Annotated in this window: 18 protein-coding genes and 1 pseudogene; 14 read left to right on the forward strand and 5 right to left on the reverse strand. The window is 41.8% G+C overall.

Annotation, left to right across the window (positions count from 1 at the left end; all coding sequences use genetic code 11):
* A partial coding sequence (locus ACOCD9_RS17960; RefSeq protein WP_036400142.1) for a transposase occupies positions 1–111 on the forward strand: 111 nt, incomplete at its 5' end.
* Positions 112–221: 110 nt separating this feature from the next.
* Here the strand turns inward: ACOCD9_RS17960 and ACOCD9_RS17965 are convergent.
* Both ACOCD9_RS17965 and ACOCD9_RS17970 read right to left on the reverse strand, forming a co-directional pair.
* Positions 222–527 (reverse strand): CU044_2847 family protein, encoded by a 306-nt coding sequence (locus ACOCD9_RS17965; protein WP_110578471.1) that lies wholly within the window; start codon positions 525–527, stop codon positions 222–224.
* A gap of 295 nt (positions 528–822) precedes the next feature.
* The gene (locus ACOCD9_RS17970) at positions 823–1,074 is read right to left on the reverse strand and encodes a DUF4926 domain-containing protein (protein ID WP_002755998.1); all 252 of its coding nucleotides are present in this window, start codon (positions 1,072–1,074) and stop codon (positions 823–825) included.
* Between the two features lie 373 nt (positions 1,075–1,447).
* Here ACOCD9_RS17970 and ACOCD9_RS17975 point away from each other — a divergent pair, with 373 nt between their 5' ends.
* The 5 genes from ACOCD9_RS17975 to ACOCD9_RS17995 are packed head-to-tail and all read left to right on the forward strand — an operon-like array spanning position 1,448 to position 5,874.
* Positions 1,448–1,630 carry a hypothetical protein gene (locus ACOCD9_RS17975; RefSeq protein WP_185240850.1) on the forward strand — a complete coding sequence of 61 codons (183 nt, stop codon included), beginning with the start codon at positions 1,448–1,450 and terminating at the stop codon, positions 1,628–1,630.
* Positions 1,631–1,643: 13 nt separating this feature from the next.
* Positions 1,644–3,185, forward strand: a complete 1,542-nt coding sequence (locus ACOCD9_RS17980; protein ID WP_419548104.1) for a bifunctional pantoate--beta-alanine ligase/(d)CMP kinase — start codon at positions 1,644–1,646, stop codon at positions 3,183–3,185.
* Positions 3,186–3,187: 2 nt separating this feature from the next.
* Positions 3,188–5,011, forward strand: a complete 1,824-nt coding sequence (locus tag ACOCD9_RS17985; protein ID WP_419548105.1) for a phosphodiester glycosidase family protein — start codon at positions 3,188–3,190, stop codon at positions 5,009–5,011.
* A gap of 14 nt (positions 5,012–5,025) precedes the next feature.
* Positions 5,026–5,349, forward strand: coding sequence for a phasin family protein (locus ACOCD9_RS17990; RefSeq protein ID WP_002746237.1), 324 nt, complete (start codon positions 5,026–5,028; stop codon positions 5,347–5,349).
* Positions 5,350–5,355: 6 nt separating this feature from the next.
* Positions 5,356–5,874, forward strand: coding sequence for an FKBP-type peptidyl-prolyl cis-trans isomerase (locus ACOCD9_RS17995; RefSeq protein ID WP_287702894.1), 519 nt, complete (start codon positions 5,356–5,358; stop codon positions 5,872–5,874).
* 83 nt (positions 5,875–5,957) lie between these two features.
* Here the strand turns inward: ACOCD9_RS17995 and psb28 are convergent, their stop codons facing one another.
* Entirely contained in the window at positions 5,958–6,296 is a 339-nt protein-coding gene (psb28, locus tag ACOCD9_RS18000; protein ID WP_002755988.1) for a photosystem II reaction center protein Psb28, read from the reverse strand.
* A 186-nt stretch (positions 6,297–6,482) separates the two neighbouring features.
* On the opposite strand from psb28, the gene ACOCD9_RS18005 reads away from it, so the two are divergent.
* Positions 6,483–7,991: a helicase C-terminal domain-containing protein gene (locus ACOCD9_RS18005; protein ID WP_419548106.1), complete on the forward strand. Its 1,509-nt coding sequence runs from the start codon at positions 6,483–6,485 to the stop codon at positions 7,989–7,991.
* A gap of 241 nt (positions 7,992–8,232) precedes the next feature.
* Here ACOCD9_RS18005 and ACOCD9_RS18010 read toward each other — a convergent pair whose 3' ends face one another.
* Complete coding sequence (locus ACOCD9_RS18010) at positions 8,233–9,780, reverse strand: FAD-dependent oxidoreductase (RefSeq protein WP_419548107.1); 1,548 nt, start codon at positions 9,778–9,780, stop codon at positions 8,233–8,235.
* 164 nt (positions 9,781–9,944) lie between these two features.
* On the reverse strand, positions 9,945–10,280 hold the full coding sequence (locus ACOCD9_RS18015) for a hypothetical protein (RefSeq protein WP_002738082.1): 336 nt from the start codon (positions 10,278–10,280) through the stop codon (positions 9,945–9,947).
* A 176-nt stretch (positions 10,281–10,456) separates the two neighbouring features.
* Here ACOCD9_RS18015 and ACOCD9_RS18020 point away from each other — a divergent pair, with 176 nt between their 5' ends.
* From ACOCD9_RS18020 to ACOCD9_RS18050, 7 genes and pseudogenes are all read left to right on the forward strand, one after another.
* Entirely contained in the window at positions 10,457–12,058 is a 1,602-nt protein-coding gene (locus tag ACOCD9_RS18020; RefSeq protein WP_419548108.1) for a 2-isopropylmalate synthase, read from the forward strand.
* 669 nt (positions 12,059–12,727) lie between these two features.
* Positions 12,728–13,978 (forward strand): RNA polymerase sigma factor RpoD, encoded by a 1,251-nt coding sequence (gene rpoD, locus ACOCD9_RS18025; RefSeq protein ID WP_287702904.1) that lies wholly within the window; start codon positions 12,728–12,730, stop codon positions 13,976–13,978.
* A 294-nt stretch (positions 13,979–14,272) separates the two neighbouring features.
* A complete protein-coding gene (locus ACOCD9_RS18030) occupies positions 14,273–16,168 on the forward strand; it encodes a hypothetical protein (RefSeq protein ID WP_419548109.1) in 1,896 nt (631 codons plus the stop codon).
* Positions 16,169–16,549 (forward strand): annotated as a pseudogene (locus ACOCD9_RS18035) (DUF4351 domain-containing protein); the annotation flags it as partial.
* Positions 16,550–16,621: 72 nt separating this feature from the next.
* On the forward strand, positions 16,622–18,094 hold the full coding sequence (locus tag ACOCD9_RS18040; protein ID WP_419548110.1) for a BCD family MFS transporter: 1,473 nt from the start codon (positions 16,622–16,624) through the stop codon (positions 18,092–18,094).
* A gap of 114 nt (positions 18,095–18,208) precedes the next feature.
* Positions 18,209–18,646, forward strand: coding sequence for a pentapeptide repeat-containing protein (locus ACOCD9_RS18045; protein ID WP_287702912.1), 438 nt, complete (start codon positions 18,209–18,211; stop codon positions 18,644–18,646).
* Positions 18,647–18,750: 104 nt separating this feature from the next.
* Positions 18,751–19,857: a response regulator gene (locus ACOCD9_RS18050; protein ID WP_419548111.1), complete on the forward strand. Its 1,107-nt coding sequence runs from the start codon at positions 18,751–18,753 to the stop codon at positions 19,855–19,857.
* Positions 19,858–19,905 lie beyond the last annotated feature (48 nt).

Raw genomic sequence — 19,905 nt, forward strand, 5'->3', positions numbered from 1 at the left:
GTGGAAGGAATTAATAATAAACTGAAGGTGATTAAAAGGAGAGGCTATGGATTTAGAAACTTTAAAAACTTTAGTCTTAGATGTTTATTAAATTGGCATTTTGCTAGTTGATTTTACATGGTAAGTTCGGAAGAACCAAAAAAGCCTGTTCCTGACCCATAGATTAACTTTAACCTGACAGTGTACGGAGGTAGAGATTCCGGGGTAAGCATTTAATCAATTTATCCTCCCCATTCCAGAGTAATTTTTAAATTTCCCTTTCCTTCACCTTCCACAATTAAAGCGGTTAGTTTACCGGATTTTACCCTGACTTCTACCCCAAATTCTACGGTGGCCTTTTTGGGTTTCACTTTACTTATCGTAGCAGCGATCGATTCAGTAACTGCCTCAATTGTATCAGCCACACTTTGAAAGTCAAATATTTGATCGGATACTTCCCGTTCACCACCGAAACTTCTCGCTTCCACTAACATGGTGACATTTTCTTTAACTTTAACTGAAATAATCTCAGATCTAGATTCTGGCATAAGGCTCCTCCAATGACCCGTTTATGGTTTTCTCGATTGCTTCTCGGACAAACTTATAGCGGAAGTAAAAAGGCTTATATATATTTCGGCACGGATTCCCATTATACTAGAAAGTATAGGTCAAATCGAGGGATTTTGTCAAGTCTTTTTTAGCATTAATCTATTTGTGTTATGCAATAGAGGGGGTTATAAGGAATGAAACCCCGATAGAGACAGACATTGCTGCGATTTTTGTCAATTGTTTTCGCTCTAGAACAAACTAATCAATTAAGTCTCTTGCCAGATCAGGATTTAGTCAATTTATGCCCCTATATCGAACCATACCAAGTAACGAAGAACCTTCTTTTTCCTCTTCTTGAATCGCCGATTTCGGGACAATGACGACGTTAACCGATTCTTCTACTTCGTTGAATAGTTCTAAAACATATCCTTCCTCACCCCCCTTCGGATGGGCAACTATATCAACAAGAATCGCCGAATCACCCTGCTTAAGATTGTATTCGGGAACGTCGCGGGCTAGGGTCACTTCTTCGTATAGTTGCGCCATGGTTTATTTTTCCTTTCGGGGTTTGAGGGTGATAAATTGAAATTGATGATCTAGGTTTCGTTTTAGCCAAATCGTGACGACGGATAGGCGAACTTGATTACTGCTGATTAATTCGCCCTCGACTCGCTCGAAGGTTCCCTATTCGATTCACCGATCAAGTGTATTAATTGATATTGTTTCAAGTTTTTTTTGGGGTTGTAATTGCAGAAAGTTTTTTTAAATAGTCTAGACTAAAAAGGCTTATATATATTTTGGCACGGATTCCCATTATACTAGAAAGTATAGGTCAAATCGAGGGATTTTGTCAAGTCTTTTTTGCCATTAATCTATATAATTTTCGGGCTGCTCACCAGTCATTGTCCTGAAAAAAATTATGCCCCGGTTTGTCAAACAAGCATATATGCAGCGGTTAACCGAGACAGGACAGGAGACAAAAACGAGTTATTGGACAGAAAGAGGCGATGGGATGTTATTATTTAAAGCCGATTCCCCGGAAGCAGCCGAATCGATCATCGGGCAGCATCCCCTGGCGAATAGTAGTGGAATAGGCTATTAAAGGAGTGAACCCTGTGCAAATATTCACAACAATCCCCGGTTTACGCACTTTTTTGGCTGATTATCGCCATGATCGCAGTATTGCCCTCGTGCCAACCATGGGCGCTCTCCATAAAGGTCATGCTAGTCTAATTCGACGCGCAGTGACGGAAGCGGAGGTAACTGTGGTCAGTATTTTTGTTAATCCTCTACAATTTGGCCCCACAGAGGATTTTTCTCGCTATCCCCGCAGCCTTGACAGCGATCGCCAATTGTGTGAATCTTTGGGAGTTGCTGCTATTTTTGCTCCCAGTGCGGAAACTTTAGGAATTGGTGATTCTGAGGAGATAACCGCAGTTGTTCCCCCGATTTCTCTGACTAGCGGGTTATGTGGTGCTTTTCGTCCGGGACATTTTCAGGGAGTAGCCACAATTGTCACGCGGTTGTTTAATATTATTGCACCGACGATCGCCTATTTTGGCGAAAAGGATGCCCAACAGTTAGCGATTATCCGGCAATTAGTCAGGGATTTAAATTTAGCGATCGAGATTCGCGCTTGTGCTACAGTGCGAGAAACATCGGGATTAGCAGTTAGTTCTCGCAATCAGTATCTATCGGCCACAGAAAGGGAAAAAGCGACAATTATCGCCCAAAGTTTGCAATTAGCCCTCGAAAGTTTTCGTTTAGGGGAAAGACAAAGGGAAAAACTGCTGGCTATTGTCCAAAAAAATCTCGACAGAGTGCCAGAATTTCGCCCTCAGTATCTGGATTTAGTCCATCCCCAGAGTTTACAACCGATCGAGCAGATCGAGACAGGGGGACTATTAGCGATCGCCGGATTGATCGGTCAAACCCGTTTAATTGATAATATTATCTTGCGTCAACGTCGGGCAGTTATCGCTATTGATGGACCTGCTGGAGCAGGAAAATCGACGGTAACGCGCTTAGTAGCGGAAAAATTGGGGTTAACCTATCTCGATACCGGTGCGATGTATCGCGCGGTGACATGGTTAGTGGTGAATTCCGGTCTGGATTTGTCCGCAGAAGCGGCCATCGCCGAGTTATTATCTTTAGCGAAGATAGAAATAATCCCGGCCGATAGTCCCGAAAATGTGACTATAGTGAAGATTAACGGGCAGGATGTGACTTTAGAGATTCGCTCTCCCGCAATTACCTCGCAAGTGTCCAGAATTGCCGCTCAAAAAGCGGTGAGACAACAGTTAGTCACCCTGCAAAGACAGATGGGAATGTCGGGGGGAATAGTTGTGGAAGGTCGGGATATTGGTACTAATGTTTTCCCAGAAGCGGAATTAAAGATTTTCTTGACAGCGACATCCGAAGAAAGAGCGAGAAGGAGATTAAAAGACTTAGAAGCGCAGGGAAATGGAGGTATTAGTCTCGCAGAATTAACCCAAGAGATTGAAAAAAGGGATTATTTGGATAGTAATCGCTCCCTAGCACCCCTGCGAAAAGCCACAGATGCGATCGAAGTTAATACCGATCATCTCACTATTACAGAAGTCACGGAAAAAATCATTGCTCTTTATCATCTTAACCAAGGGGATTTAGGGGGATAATTATGCAGTTAAATTACCTGACTTTATCATCTATCTGTTTAACGGTAATTTCCTTGATAATTATCGGCAGTCCAGCTATATCTTTAGCCGATCACAGATCACCAATAACTTTAGCTTCTAGGGATTTATCAAACCAGCAACAGGGACGAACAATTATTCTTAATGGTCGTTCTTTGCCCGTTTCTTGGCGACAGTGGACAACAGCAAATAGTACCAGAATCGCCATGGGTGACACGGGAGCAAGACAATTATTCGGCATGGATTTTCTTAGCACAAATGATCCAAAAAAGCAACCGATAAGCTGGTTTAATTTACAAACTTTATCGGCTAATTTAATCGATTCCGATCGCTGGCTGGATGTTACGGATATTTTACTAAAAATGGGGGCAACAACCACTATTAATGGCGATAGTTTAACTATTAACTTTCCTGCTGCCCAGATTCAAGATATTCAGCTAGAAAATTATGGAGCAGTACAAAGGATTATTATTCAACTCGATCGCCCGACCTTTTGGCAAGTTAGTCAGGCAAAAAATCAAGCAGTGATTACCCTAGAAGGAAATGCCCAGCAATCCCTTATCTCTAGGTTTCAACCCCAAACTATCAGCAACGGTAATCAAAATAACGATGAAGATGATCTAGGTAACTCTAATAATAACTTACCCACTCAGATCACTTCCTTAGAAAATAATGGGGTGATCAGTCGTTTAAAAATTAACCTTCCCACTGCCTACGGATTACAGATCAGCAGCGTGGCTAATCCTCCCCGAATTATCATTGATTCTCGTCCCGATGCTATGGATGAAAAGCGCATTGTTTGGCAACCAGGGTTAATCTGGAATCAAAAATATATCCAGTTAGATCAAGATTGGTTTCCCGTGACTTGGTTAGAAATCGATCCCAGAAATCCTCAGATAACTATTAAACCAATTACCGCTAATTCCACCTCAATGCGCGGCACTAATCCCCTGATCACGATTAATAGCGAAAGTAACGCAGTAGCGATGATTAATGGCGGCTTTTTTAATCGTAATAATCAGCTACCTTTGGGGGCAATTCGTGTGGATGGCAAATGGTTATCTGGACCAATTTTAAACCGAGGAGCGATCGCATGGGATAATCGTGGTAAAATCAGGATCGATCGCCTGAGTTTAGAGGAAACTCTCATTACTGCCACCGGACAACGTTTTCCCCTAACCCATTTAAATAGTGCTTTCCTGACAGCCGGCTGCAGTCGTTATACTCGCGATTGGGGGAGTAATTATTATCCCCTCACCGAGCGGGAAACCGGGTTAGTCGTCCAAGGCGATCGCGTGACGGAGAAATTAAATAATCTTTCCCCACAGGATAGTATAGAAGTACCAGAAAATGGCTATTTAGTCATCTGCCGAAAGACAGATATTAATTTAAATATTGGTGAGACAGTCAACCTCGATAGCGTCACCCTACCGGGAGATTTTGCTGATTATCCCCAGATTTTAGGTGCAGGTCCCCTATTATTGCAGAATGGACGCATAGTTTTGGATGGAAATGCCGAAAAATTTAGTCCTGCATTCCAAAATCAACAAGCTTCCCGCAGTGCGATCGCAGTCAGCCGAGAAGGAAAAATTTTGCTAGTGGCTATCCATAATCGCGTCGGGGGAAGGGGGGCAACTTTAGGCGAATTAGCCCGAATTTTGCTGTTAATGGCGGCAACAGACGGTTTAAACCTAGATGGGGGTAGTTCCACGGGGATAGCCTTGGCGGGTTATCTGCTCGATCGCTCTGCCGTTACCGCCGCAAAAGTCCATAATGGAATAGGGATATTTTTATCCCCGTCTCCTTGAAAAGTGTGAAAACAATGGATAATAGCGACTGGATTAAACAATTGCTGCTGATGGGTATTGGCACTACTTCCATGGTGGCAGAAAAGATCAAAGAAGTGAGCGACGAATTAGTCAAAGACGGTAAAATCAATTCTGATCAGGCTAAAAACTTTGTTGATGATCTGATGACACAGATGAAGTCTGAACAGGGGAGCTTCGAGAACAACTTAGAACGCTATATTCGCCAGATTTTGCAGGATTTAGGGGTTCCCCGACAATCGGAAATGGACGAACTGCGGGGAAGGATTGATAGATTAGAACGACAGGTGAGAGACTTAGAGAATAAACTCTGGCGTTAGGGAACTATGAAATCAATGCGCGAAATCTTGCTCAGTTTTGCTATCATTGCGGTTTGTGGCTTATTTTTAATCGTTGCTTCCCTCTTTGGTGGAGGGGAAAAAGCCAATGCGATCGCCGCAGAAACCAATCCACCCCCTATCACTCAAACTATTAATAAGGAAATCATCTCCATGGATTTAGATCAAGCAGTTACCACCGATTCGGGACTAAAATACATCGATATCGTGGAAGGAACTGGAGAAACTCCCCAAAAAGGTCAAAAAGTGACTGTTCACTACACGGGAACCCTGACAGACGGCAAAAAATTCGATAGTTCTAAGGATCGCAATCAACCTTTTACCTTTACCATTGGAGTTGGTCAAGTGATCAAAGGATGGGATGAAGGAGTCGCATCGATGAAAGTCGGTGGGCAGCGTACCTTAATTATCCCCCCAGAATTAGGTTATGGTGCGCGGGGTGCCGGTGGGGTAATTCCTCCCAACGCGACTTTACTTTTCGATGTGGAATTGTTGGGAGTTAAATAGGTTTTTCCTCTGATTTTTCACTTCTACCCGCATCGATCCTGAATGCGGGTTTTTTGACAAATTGCCAGAAGCTAAGGGTAAAATCAGGAAGATTTAGTAAATTCTAGACCGTTTTCGCTACCGTAACGTTCCATAAAACGCATAAAACGATCCCACTCTGCGGGAGAATTAAAAATAACCGTAGCTTCGATCGCCGTGGGTTTACCGTTGATGAATTTGCCTTTTACTTCCCTGGTGACGATTTCTCCTTCTTCATCGACGAGATACATCCCCGTGATTTCCTCGGTTTGTTGATCTCCGAGGATAGTCGGTTGATCAAAATAAAATTTTGCCGATCCCTTCTCTCCCGTTTTAGTGCGACTTAAGCGGATATCGGGAACAACTGGTTCTTTTAACCCCCGGGAAAACTGAATTTCTGCCATTACTTTTCTTTATCCTTCTCATAAAATAGACATTTCTAGATCATCTCACACCAAGTCGCAAGTAAAAAGCAGATGGGACACCATAAACTTAAAGTATCCACAGTAAACTCGCGGGGGTGGGTTTGACTGATGAAAGATCACTTGTAAACCTCTCCCTTCCCACTGATAACCAATAACTGAGATGAGATGGTTTTATTAGAAGCAGCGGTTCATTCTTCCCTACGCGCTTTTTTACGCGAACAAGGACGCTTTTACTGGTCTCATCATCTCACTATGGGGCGACTGGTGGCTAGAGCTTTACGCTTAAAACGGTCCTCTCTCATACAAACTGGAACTACTCTCACCCGTTATTGTCTCAGTTATCTCACCCCGGCTCTTTTGGGTAATACACCTGTTCTGATTGTTGCCCCAGAGTCGGAAGTAAACCTACTGTTAGAAGTGGAAATCCCCCATCTGCAAGCATGGTTACAAACTCAGCGAGATATCCTCAAAAGCGATCGCTTTCCGGCTAATTTTACCGGTTTACTCCTCACCACACCCCAACAATGGTTAGAGGATAAATTGGGCAATCTCGGTCATTTTCCCCAGAATATCGCCACTATAATCGATCGAGCCGAAGATTTAGAAACTTGTCTAGTCGATCATCTCACCGTCACCATTACTCCCGAACAATGGTCTGCTTTAGGGTCAGCATATCCCCAGCATAGAGAGTTTATAGACTTAATTAAAGCACAACTTAGCCAAAGTATTCTTGGTCATCCCATTAATCCCTATAATTGCTATCTTATTGATGCCAAGGAAAAAGAATATATAATTGCTCTCCTGCAACGCTTACATCAAGACTTAACCACTGATTCTGTTTGGCAACTTTTAGCGGCAAAAATCCCCGAGCATAATTATCTCCTCTGGACATCAGTAGATCGAGAGCGAGAAGAATTTACCCTAAAAATCAGTCCTTTAGAGGTGGCTAGTTTTCTCAAACCGATTTGGCAGCAGCAACCCTTTGTTTTAATCGGCAGTTTTTTAGATAGCGAAAAATCCGCTAATTTATACCGTCAAAATCAAGGTATCGGAGAAATTTTAACTCTAAAGTTTGCAGCCGATCGCGAAAGTGCATATATTCATTTATATCTGCCCGATCGCATCAGCGCCCCCAATACCCCCGAATTTCAACCGATGTTATTAAAGCAAGTGCGGGAATTAGTTAGTGCTAATCATACCAGTGAACAACCGATAGTAATTCTGATTGAAGATGTTCCCCTCAAAGCACAAATTGCCACCCAAATCGCAGCCGATTACGGTTCGCGAGTACAAGTGGAAAAAACTGGGATTAATAGTAATACTATTCTGGTTTGTGGTTGGCAATTCTGGCAAACCCATCAAGAAAAATTTCCGACTCCCAGTTTATTAATTATCGCTACTTTACCCTTACCTTCCCCCGAAAATCCTCTTGTTGCTGGCAAAATTGCTTACTATAAACGACAACATCTCGACTGGTTTCGTGCCTATCTTTTACCCACAGCAGTGAGGGAAATTCAGAAATCTGTTCAGTCTCTCCGGGAGTGTCAGGGTTGTGTGGCTGTTCTTGATAATCGTGTCAATGCTCGCAGTTATGGCCGACAAATTCTCTCCGCTTTAGAACCCTATGCTAAAGTTAATTATCTCGATCAACAATTTTTTCAAGATAAAGATTAAATCAGTTATCAGTTATCAGTTATCAGTTATCAGATGGGGTGCATCTCAATTTTGTAGAAATATCTATATTACATTTGGGCGCACGCAGTGCGCCCCTACCATTGACGCGATAATATTATTGTAGGGGCGAATTGCATTCGCCCTCTTGGAATAACTTCTGCTGCTCACCAATATGTGAGAGAATGTCACCAATAAGAGATGCACCTTATCAGTAATCAGTTCACTGTTTACTGATCACTGATCACTGATTACTGATAAAATCTCCCCCAGAGCCATATTTCCAACTGTCTAAATAACGATGATAAAGATATTTTTGCTTGTCGGGTAACTTTTCTAAAACAGGTTTTAAGCTGGTTGCTAAGGGATATAAACCACTATACAAAGCTAAATTAAAATAATGTCCTGTCCAATCGATAAAAGGACTGATACCCACTTGCGGAATCATCGGTAAAACTAATTGAGGATTAACCAAAGGCAAAGTTTTTGAGAGGGAAGAAAACTGCACCACATCCTGTAAAAATGGTTTTAATACCTCATCTCCCAACTTATCCATTACCCGAAAAACTCCACTCATTAAGTCATTAATTTGACTGGGATTAGGGTTAGCAGACATGGCAACACTCATAGTTTTTTGAAATAGCCACGTTACCGATATATTTGGTTGATAAGGTTGTAAAAGAGCTAAATCGTCTCGACTTAAAGCATCGATTTGTAAAGCTTCCTCAATGGCAAAAGTTAGCCTTTTTAAATGCCTAACCATTGCCCCAAAACCACCAAAACTGACCGGAGATTGACTACCACTACTATCTCCCACTGCTAGAATTCTTGACCAAGGCATTTTTAAAGGACTTTGACGATAGGCAGGGAAAAAACCCGCTAGAAAACGCTGAAACTTTACCGCTTCTAAATCCACCTTTTGATACTCCGGCAGTAATCTTAAATACTCCTCCATCAAAAATTCTAAACTAAAGCGATCGGGATGGGTATCAAGATAGGTAAATAAATAAGTTGTCCGACCATCCCTAGCGGGAAATGCTTCCCAAAAGTATTGACATTGGTGCAAGATTGGGGTAAAAGAATAAATCAAATCACCAGTTTCATTACTGGGAAAACCCTGACCGCAACTACCCACCACTAAACAAACTCCATCGGGTTTTTCTCCTTTTCTGGCCTGTTTTGCAATTGGCGAAAAATGACCCATGGCATCGATTAATAAACGGGTTTTTAAAGTCATTTCTCCCGTTTTAACCATTACCCCGTCAGGATGAATAATCCCCCCGCTAAACCCGGAATTTTCTAATAACTTTCCTCCCGCTTCTAAAAACTTAGTTTTTAAAGTCTCTAGCAAATAAACCGGATCAACACCGATATTTAAAATATCTCTGACCCAAAGCTCATAACCTTGATAAAATCCCACCCTAGCAGGATTATATTCCGTCGCTATCGCTTGATTTAATTGTGCTTCGGTCAATAAATCTAACTCTAAAAAACTGCTTAATTCTAAACGTGAAATATTCCACTCCTGCTCACGACCGCGCAGAATACCTCTTTCTAATAATGCCACACGCCAGCCCCTAGTTTGCAAAGCAGCCCCGATGAAAATTCCCAAGGTTCCCCCCGCAATCACTAGATCAAAATCCGTCTCTCCTAAAGATTCTTGACTTTGATTAATTACCGTAGGAATAACCGGATTTTCTAAGCGCAAAGCTTGCCAAGCTCGATCACTGGCTCGCAATTGTTGTAAACTCTGAGGAGATACTCGATCGAGTAAAGATGCAACTAAAGACATAATCTTATATCAGTTATCAGTTATCAGTTATCAGATGTGAGTTTTCAGTTATCAGTTCACTGTTTACTGACTGAACACTCAAAAAAGCACCCTTCTAGTCGTTTCCTAACAGTGGAGACTTGCTACCTCACCATTAAGATAATTGCTATATCTAGAGGATAAAACTACTTAGATTGGAAAAACTTTTTCCCTTCTTCAATGAGTTTATTAATATCCTTGAGAGAAACTCCAAAAATCGCTAGAACTCCCGTAAAAACTAATAAAAAACCGATAAAACTATTCCGATCATAGAGAAATAAACCCACCAAAACGATAAAATAGGGAGAGAGAATTTTACTAATATTTTCAACTACAGTAACCACCTCTGGAGTAGGAGTCTCAACAAGATTAATATCAGTTTTATCCTGATCTGGTTCGAGATTTTGCTTAATTGAAAACATCACCTCCTGTAAGTCTTTTACCTCCGGTGGGTTCGGTTCCTTCGCTGGTTTGCCAAACATTGTTAACTCCCTCGCCAATTTATCTATATCCTCTATGGTAGCCAAAAAGAGGGCAAGCCGGAAAAGCGCGAGCAAGTCGAGAAATTCTCAGCGCAATTTTCCTTAACAACCCCCTCGGCCTCAGCTGCTATAATCAGAGGAACAACTCCCCAGTTCGTTAACGGTACAAAAAAACTATGAATACCAGTCCAGATCGTGTGATTATCTTCGATACCACCCTTCGAGATGGGGAACAGTCCCCGGGTGCCGCTTTAAATGTGGATGAGAAGCTAACCATAGCGCGCGCACTGGCACGACTGGGAGTTGATGTCATTGAAGCAGGTTTTCCCCACGCTAGTCCGGGGGACTTTGATGCGGTGCAGAAAATTGCCGCCAGCGTCGGCAGCGAAGCTGATAGCCCGATTATTTGCGGATTAGCCCGGGCTACTCAAAAAGATATCAAATCAGCAGCCGATGCGCTCAGACCCGCCGCCAAGCCCAGAATTCACACCTTCCTAGCCACATCTGATATCCACCTCAAATACAAACTTAAGAAGACTCGTCAGGAAGTTCTTGAGATTGTGCCGGAAATGGTGGCCTATGCTAAATCTTTCCTTAATGATGTGGAATTTTCCCCCGAAGATGCCGGCCGCAGCGATCCCGAATTCCTCTATCAAGTCCTCGAAAGAGCGATCGCCGCAGGAGCCACCACTGTTAATATTCCCGATACCGTCGGTTACACCACCCCTAGCGAATTTGGGGCTTTAATCCGTGGTATTAAGGAAAATGTCCCCAATATCGACCAAGCGATTATCTCCGTCCATGGTCACGACGATCTAGGGTTAGCGGTGGCTAATTTCCTCGAAGCAGTTAAAAATGGCGCTCGACAGTTGGAATGTACCATTAATGGTATCGGTGAGCGTGCCGGTAATGCTTCCCTAGAAGAATTGGTGATGGCCCTTCATGTGCGGCGCTCCTATTTTAATCCTTTCCTCGGTCGTCCAGCAGAGTCCACGGAACCTTTAACCAAGATCAACACCAAGGAAATCTATCGCACTTCTCGCCTAGTTTCTAATCTTACCGGCATGATCGTGCAACCGAATAAGGCGATCGTCGGTGCTAACGCTTTCGCACACGAGTCGGGAATCCATCAGGACGGGGTGTTAAAACATAAACTCACCTATGAGATTATGGATGCAGAATCGATCGGTTTGACCCATAATCAGATCGTTCTCGGTAAACTCTCTGGCCGCAACGCTTTTCGCTCTCGTTTACAGGAATTGGGTTTTGAGCTTTCGGAAACGGAACTTAATAACGCTTTTATCCAGTTTAAAGAAATGGCCGATCGCAAAAAGGAAATCACCGATCGCGATCTAGAAGCTATTGTTAACGATGAAATCGATACGGTTCCCGATCACTTCCGTCTCGAATTAGTACAAGTGTCCTGTGGAAATAGTGCCAGACCCACGGCCACGGTAACGATTCGCACTCCCGACGGTAGCGAGTTATCCGATGCGGCCATTGGTACAGGCCCAGTGGATGCTCTCTGCAAGGCGATCGATCGAGTGGTGAAGATTCCTAACGAATTAATCTCATTCTCGGTGCGGGAAGTTACCGAGGGAATCGATGCTTTAGGAGAAGTGACTATCCGTCTCCGTTACGAAGGACGCACCTATTCTGCTCGCGCAGCCGATACCGATATTATTGTCGCCTCCGCTCGCGCCTACGTCAGTGCCTTAAACCGTCTCCATGTCGCACTGCAGCAGAAGGAAAAAACCCCCGAAATGCTACAAGTCTAGATAGGGTTTTAGGGTGTTAGGGTTTTAGTTGAAATTCCCCCACTACCCCACCACCCCACTTCCCCACTTCCCCACACCCCACACCCCACACCCCATCTCCCCACGGTGCTATTGGAGAAAATCTTAAATTTGTCTCGCAAATTTCTAAAATGTTGCTAAGTTAATATTATGAGTTTGCGCTCTAATGGTCATGGTGCGAATGTACCAAAACCAGATTCGCGTAAAAGCAATGAGGGATGAAATTTATCCGTAAGAATCCGATCGAATTAAATACAATAGCTAAGGACTAAAGGAATTAGCAAGGGCCAATAGGGATGCTATTCCCCTTGCCAGTGGGAACAGTTAACCCGTCCAATAATTCCTTTGATTGTTAGCTATCTGGTCAACACCGCAGACAAACCTGCGATCGGATGCCAGTCCTCCAGCCATTTACCCAATTTTTGCAGGAGCCAGATTATGAGTTGACCGAGCTAAAACAGCATTCCGTGTCGCTAAAATCGCATCGACACAAGAGAATTTAAGCAAAGATCTTCTCCCATTTGTTGTAATTAAAGCTACAATCGGAAAAGTCTTTCCCCGTCTCGGATTTGAGACACAAATTTGTTCAGTATCACCTAGATTGAGATTCGATCTTCTAGTTTTGCACAGAAGGAGCAAGAGGAAAACGGCATGATGCAGGCCCACGATGTACTAACCCTTACCGAGCCGCCATTGGATTTAGATTTGATTGACCTAGACGAAGACTTCGATGATGAGGATATCGAGTTAGAGCTAGAAGAAGTCAGCGATAGCAACGATGGCAAAAAAACCCGCCGCCTTGCCAGCGCTCGTCGTCGCGACGCCGCTAGAAAAAAACCCTATACAGAAGATTCGATTCGGATTTATCTGCAAGAGATCGGCAGGATTCGGTTATTGAGAGCGGAGGAGGAGATCGAATTAGCGAGAAAAATCGCCGATCTACTGAAATTAGAACGCATTCGCGAAGATTTTTGCCTCTATAGCGATGCTGAATGGGGAAAACAGGTTTTCCTGTTCGAGCGCATCGAAAAAATTATCGCCGAAAAATCGGAAAAAGAACCGAAATTATCGGATATTAAGGCTTATTTAGGTAAGACGGAGCTAACGGCTCCCATGGTAGAAGAATGGCTGGCGAAATCAAAGGAATACTTATCGGCCTTTAAGCGTCGATTGTACCATGGTCGTCGCGCTAAGGAAAAAATGGTACAATCGAACCTGCGTTTAGTGGTTTCGATCGCCAAGAAATACATGAATCGCGGTCTTTCCTTTCAAGATTTAATTCAAGAAGGTTCCCTCGGTTTGATCCGCGCCGCCGAAAAATTCGACCACGAAAAGGGTTATAAATTCTCCACCTATGCCACTTGGTGGATTCGTCAAGCCATCACCCGGGCGATCGCTGATCAATCCCGCACCATTCGTCTTCCCGTCCACCTCTACGAAACCATCTCCCGGATCAAAAAAACCACCAAGATTCTTTCTCAGGAAATGCGTCGCAAACCCACCGAGGAAGAAATCGCCACCAAGATGGAGATGACCATCGAAAAACTGCGTTTTATTGCCAAATCTGCCCAATTACCGATTTCTCTAGAGACTCCCATCGGTAAAGAAGAAGATTCCCGTTTAGGAGACTTTATCGAAGCGGATGGGGAAACCCCAGAAGATGAAGTTTCTAAAAATCTATTACGCGAGGATTTAGAAAATGTCCTCGATACCCTTAGTCCTCGCGAACGCGATGTGCTGCGGCTACGCTACGGTTTAGATGATGGCCGGATGAAAACACTCGAAGAAATCGGCCAGATTTTCAACGTTACTCGCGAGCGCATTCGTCAAATAGAAGCCAAGGCCCTGCGGAAACTGCGTCACCCTAACCGTAATAGTATCCTCAAAGAGTACATTCGTTAATTTCCCGTCCTTAAAAAACTAGAAACTGAGTCTCCTTGAGGCTCAGTTTTATTGTTATCTACACCTACCTCGACGGCTGCATCTCAATTTGGTCGAAATATCCATATTATATTTTGGGCGCACGCGATGCGCCACTAGCACGGATAGGTGAACTTGATTACTGCCGATTAATTCCCCCTCAACTCGATAGAAAGTCCCGTATTCGTTGGTAAGATATTCGATAGCGGGATTGACGAGGGTAAAACCAGCAGGATAACTGCTATACTATATTTATAGTTCACTGAGAGAATAGAAATGGATCACAATTGCGATGCTTGCGATTCTAAAATCGAAGATATTCCAGAGTTTATTCGTCAAAACCTCATTGACGTAACAGATATATGGACAGACAGCTGTAAGGCAATTAAAGAATTAAAAGACAATGATTACAACAAACACCTGATTTTAATTATAACAGATTTAGAAGAAGAAATTTTAGAAAATCGAGAAAAATTTTCAAAAAATCAATTTGCCAGAAATTATTTTACTACACAGATTAAACAATATTTAGAAGACCCAAAAAAATCTGCTGGGGAGCCATCGGCTAAGAGTTTATGGGCAAAACCAATATCTACTCAGTTGAAATTTATTTTAGAAGCTTTAAATTCAGCATCAGATTCTAAAAAATTTGAATTAAAAGACATATTATATTTTGTTGAAATAATACAAAGAGAGATAATTTCAGTAGAAAGTCTTGAAGGTTTACTTAATTTACTTATTACAGAAATCCTCAAAGAAGAAATGAATCGAGAGGAATTAAAATTTATCGTTAACACTATTATAATAATGTTTATTGAGCGAGGATACCATGTTAAAACTCTAGAAAATTTATTACCTAAACAATTATCTTTGTTTCAAGATCATTGGAACCTTATAAGTACAAGTAAATATCGATTGTATTTATACCGTGCACTCATATATGAATCACCCAAATATAACGAGGAAGTTTATTCTGAAGACGAAGACTATAAAATTGCCCTCAAGCAATATTATGACTCTTTGGGGCTTAAAGATAGGATTTTTCTGATGAAAAAAATTTATGTCGAACCACCTAAAAAGTATAAGGTTATTTTTAAACTTTCTAATTTTGCTCTAGCCAATTATCAATCATTAAATATAGGTAACGTTTATTTTTATATTCCGAAAATTCATGGAAAAATAACAAAAAGTATTTTTCGAGACGACACATACATAGATGAAAGTTCTGATCTTGTTCAGTTTGAAAAAAGAATACAGGAATTTGAAGTGATGTCCGAGAGTATTTATTATGTTGCTGTTGACATCGAAGGAAATGATTTTTATTCAATGAAGGATCAAGCGATAAGAACAGTAGAGAGGGCTGTGTCTGTCTTTTTCCGAAAGGATACTCTCATGAAAAAGACAAATAACAACGAAATACAAATAAATAATTACATTATCTGTGACGATCTAGGTGAGGGTGCTTTTTTTGAGCATTCTTATATATCGAATGAAGAATTTGATATTCCTAATAATATTTATACTGACAGAATTGGTCCTTGGCTTTCTTCTAAAAACTCACTTAATAAAAGCGTTGAAACATGGTTAACTGCCATTGAACTATATCGTAAATCTGTTGAGTCAGTACAAAGTTCCGACGCGCTTCTATATTCTTGGTATTCCCTTGAGCATTTTATCAATAAATCGGAAAAAATTACTGTGAGGCTTCCGAAGGAAAAGGAATTTGATAAATCTGTTTTTGGAGAATGGTACAATGCGGACAATATTTCAGTCCTACAATTATTGCTCGCTATTGTTACCATTAAATCCAAGTTTTTTGATGATTTTGGGCAGAAAAATAGTCAAATTGATCACACAACTTGCTTGAATAAAATAAAACAAGCAATAATCGATGTCAAAAATGATGTGTATAATATCTATCGCATTAGAAATATGCTAGTTCATAGTAGTAACACAAAAAGTAAGCTTTTAGAAGATTATTCAAAAAGAAATAAGGAATACAGCTTAAGACTTATTTTAGAAATCAGAAAACATTTATTTGCAACCGAGAGTGATACTGAAATACAGCCGATAAATACTTATTTTACAAGGATGATAATTGATGCTAACGTGGCATTTGAAGCAGTAGTCAATAATGATATGGATAAATTCAGAAAATGGATAATACAATAGGAAATTCTACGACAAGTAGCCGCAAAAATTGATAATATCGGGGGTAGAACTGAAAAAAGCAATTTAGCCGCCGCTACAGCAATTCTGGCGGGGTTAGTATTAAGTAAGGAAATCATCGGAAGCTTATTAAGGGAAGAAATTATGCGCGAATCAGTTATTTATCAGGATATCCGGGAAAGTGGAAAAGCACAAGGAAGACGAGAAGAAGCGGTTTCTTTGATTCTACGGCTACTTAACCGTCGTTTAGGTGAAATATCCTCGACTTTAAGCCAACAAATCCAAGAACTATCTCTAGAACAATTAGAAACTTTAGGAGAAGCGCTGCTCGATTTTACCAGCTTGACAGATCTGACCACTTGGTTATCGGAGATAGAAACTTAAATCCCCAGAAGATGTCTGCTCGTCCTGCGTTAAATTTTTAAATACTGGCTTTTTTCCCGTATTGATTTAACTATGGCTACCAGCGATATTCTCCATTCTACTCACTCATCCCCAAAACCCCTGCCAAAACTGGGGCTTTTCACCATGTTTCGCTTAGGACTCTTTCAGATGGGACTAGGTATTATGTCCCTGCTGACTTTGGGGGTTCTCAATCGGATTATGATCGATGAGTTAAAAGTTTTACCCTTTCTCGCCGCAGCTGCGATCGCTATGCACCAGTTTGTTAGTCCAGCACGCATCTGGTTTGGGCAAAGATCCGACGGTAAAACTATTTTCGGTCATCATCGCAGCGGTTATGTCTGGATTGGGGCGGCAGTTTTTACCGCTTTAGCTTTTATTGCTTTGCAGGTAGTTTGGCAATTGGGACTTAGTATTCAAACTTCGGGATGGAATACCATTTCCTACGCCTGGATTGCCCTCTTAGCCTTAATTTTCGCCCTCTACGGACTAGCTTTAAGCGCCAGTTCCACCCCTTTTGCTGCCCTCTTGGTGGATGTGTCCGATGAAGATAATCGATCGCAATTAGTTGCTATAGTTTGGTCAATGCTGATGGTGGGAATTGTCGTCGGGGCGATCGTTAGTTCTCGTTTGCTGGATACTCCCAATATCTGCGGTACAAATATTTTGACCTATGATCCGACTCAATCAGCCCCCATAGCCAATATTCCGCAACTACAGGCGACAATTAACCCCGTGTTCACGATTATGCCCGCTATCGTTTTCGTTCTCTGTATTTTAGCGACTTTTGGCGTAGAAAAAAAATATTCTCGTTTTAGTAGTCGGTCCACTCTTGTGCAAAGAGAGGATCAAATTACCTTTAAAGATGCCCTACAAGTTCTCACCGCTAGTCGGCAAACCGGTTTATTTTTCACCTTTCTGCTGATGATGACTTTGAGTCTATTTATGCAGGATGCAATTATGGAACCCTTTGGCGGCGAGGTTTTTGGGATGTGTATCGCCCAAACCACCCAATTAAACGCTTTTTGGGGAACTGGAACCCTTTTTGGTATTGCCGCCACGGGATTTATGCTAATTCCCCGCATCGGTAAACAAAAAACCACTAAATATGGCTGTATTTTTGCAACAATTTGTTTTATTCTCTTGATTTTTGCCGGCTTTTCTGCTGACCAAAGTTTATTAAAATCAAGCTTGCTCTTTTTCGGTTTAGCTTCGGGAATGATTACCGCTGGCGCTACCAGTTTAATGTTAGATTTAACCGCCGCCGAAACTGCGGGAACTTTTATCGGCGCTTGGGGATTATCACAAGCGATCGCCCGGGGATTAGCCACGGTTTTAGGCGGTACGATTTTAAATATCGGTAAAGTTATCTTTTCTAGCCCGGTTTTAGCTTATGGCTTAGTTTTCCTCGTGCAAGCATTGGGAATGATTCTGGCAGTTTGGTTATTAAGTCGCGTCGATGTCAAGGAATTTAAGGAAAATGCCCGAGCAGCGATCGCAACGGTAATGAAAGGAGAGATCGACTAGCAAAAGCAAGCAAAAGTGAGATAACAGGAGAATTAGCCCGATCGGGGGAAGTTGGTTAGCAGCTTTTTTCCTATCCTAAAAGTAGAGAGGAAAACGAAAGAGGAGGCTAAAACGATGAAAAGGACTTTAATGATTGTTCTAGGTTCCCTAGCCTCCTTACTGCTGATTAACCCCGTCGGTGCGGAAAATCCCCAACAGGTGCAACAATTACTGAATACGCGGGAATGTCCGGGCTGTGATCTCCGGGGTGCAGATTTAAGAGGGGCGCATCTAATCGGTGCCGATTTGAGAAAAGCGAATTTACAGGGAGCTAATCTGGAGGAAGCTAACTTAGAGGGCGCAGATTTGACCGATGCTAACCTAGAAGGCGCAAATTTAACCGCAGCTTTTCTGACTAATGCCAGTTTGAATCAAGCTAATCTCAATGGAGTCAATTTCACCAGTGCCATGATTTATGATGCTGATGTGACGGGTGCATCAATGGAGAGAATTAACTTGACAAATGCTCAGATTTATGGTACAGGCATCGCTGTGGGTGGTGAAAATCCTTAGATGTTCTTGTCCTCAAAATATAGTTAATTTTGTAACGGATGCGAGTGTCGCGTCTGTTTTTTTATACACTTTTACTAAATAGTTTGAGTTATAAAATAACCGGCATGACTCAACTCACACCGCGCCCTAGTGTCTTAATTGTCGATGATTTGCCCAATAATGTGCGGCTATTGTCGATTATGCTCACCGAGAAGGGATATCAGGTACGGAAAGCGATTAATGGACAGATGGCCCTGAATACAGTGCGATCGCTAATTCCCGATCTGATCCTCCTCGATATTAATATGCCCGATCTCAATGGTTATCAAGTTTGTGAACAGTTAAAAGCTGATGAAAAAACCAGAGAAATTCCCGTGATTTTTATCAGCGCCCTTGATGATGTCTTCGATAAAGTCAAAGCTTTTCAAGTGGGAGGTGTCGATTATATTTCTAAACCTTTTCAAGGGGAAGAAGTGATGGCCCGCATTGAAAATCAATTAACTATTTCTCGTCAAAAAAAACAACTACAAAACGAAATTAAAGAACGTCAAAAAACTGAGGAAACTTTAGAAATTTATCTTCATGCTGTCTCTCACGATCTCCGCAATCCCGTGATCGGGATGTCAATGATCTTAAATAATTTAATTAAAAATTCTCAGGGAGAAACTAAAGAAGTATCCCGGAAGATTTTACAACAGATGGCCAACAGTTGCGATCGACAATTAACTTTAATTGATTCTCTTGTCGAAACCCGACAAAATGATCTTTGGGGAGTTTCCCTAGAACTAAATCCTTTATCTCTCTACGAAATCGGTCAACAGATCGGTCAGGAATGGGAGTTAAGATTAAAGGAAAATCAAGCAACTTTAATTAATAATTTTTCCCCCGATTTACCCTTAGTTAATGCCGACGCTCACCATCTCTGGCGAGTTTTTGAGAATTTATTAGCCAATGCTCTTAAACACAATCCCCAAGGTATAATTATCACTTTCTCGGCTAGACTAGAGGGTAATTGTCTCCGGTGTAGCATTGCCGATAATGGGGTGGGAATTAGCGAAACCCAGAGAAAACAATTATTTGATCGCTATCAACGAGGCAATAATAATAATCAGATTAGTTTAGGACTAGGTTTATATCTATGTCGTCAAATTATCCATGCTCACGGAGGGGAAATTGGCATTATGAATAATGACGAAAAAGGTTCACAATTTTGGTTTACTTTGCCCTACTAAGCTGTTGACTAAGTAGGTAGATGTTAAAAACTTTCAGACACCACCCTT

This window comes from Microcystis sp., assembly GCF_048564745.1.
Classification (GTDB): domain Bacteria; phylum Cyanobacteriota; class Cyanobacteriia; order Cyanobacteriales; family Microcystaceae; genus Microcystis; species Microcystis ichthyoblabe_A.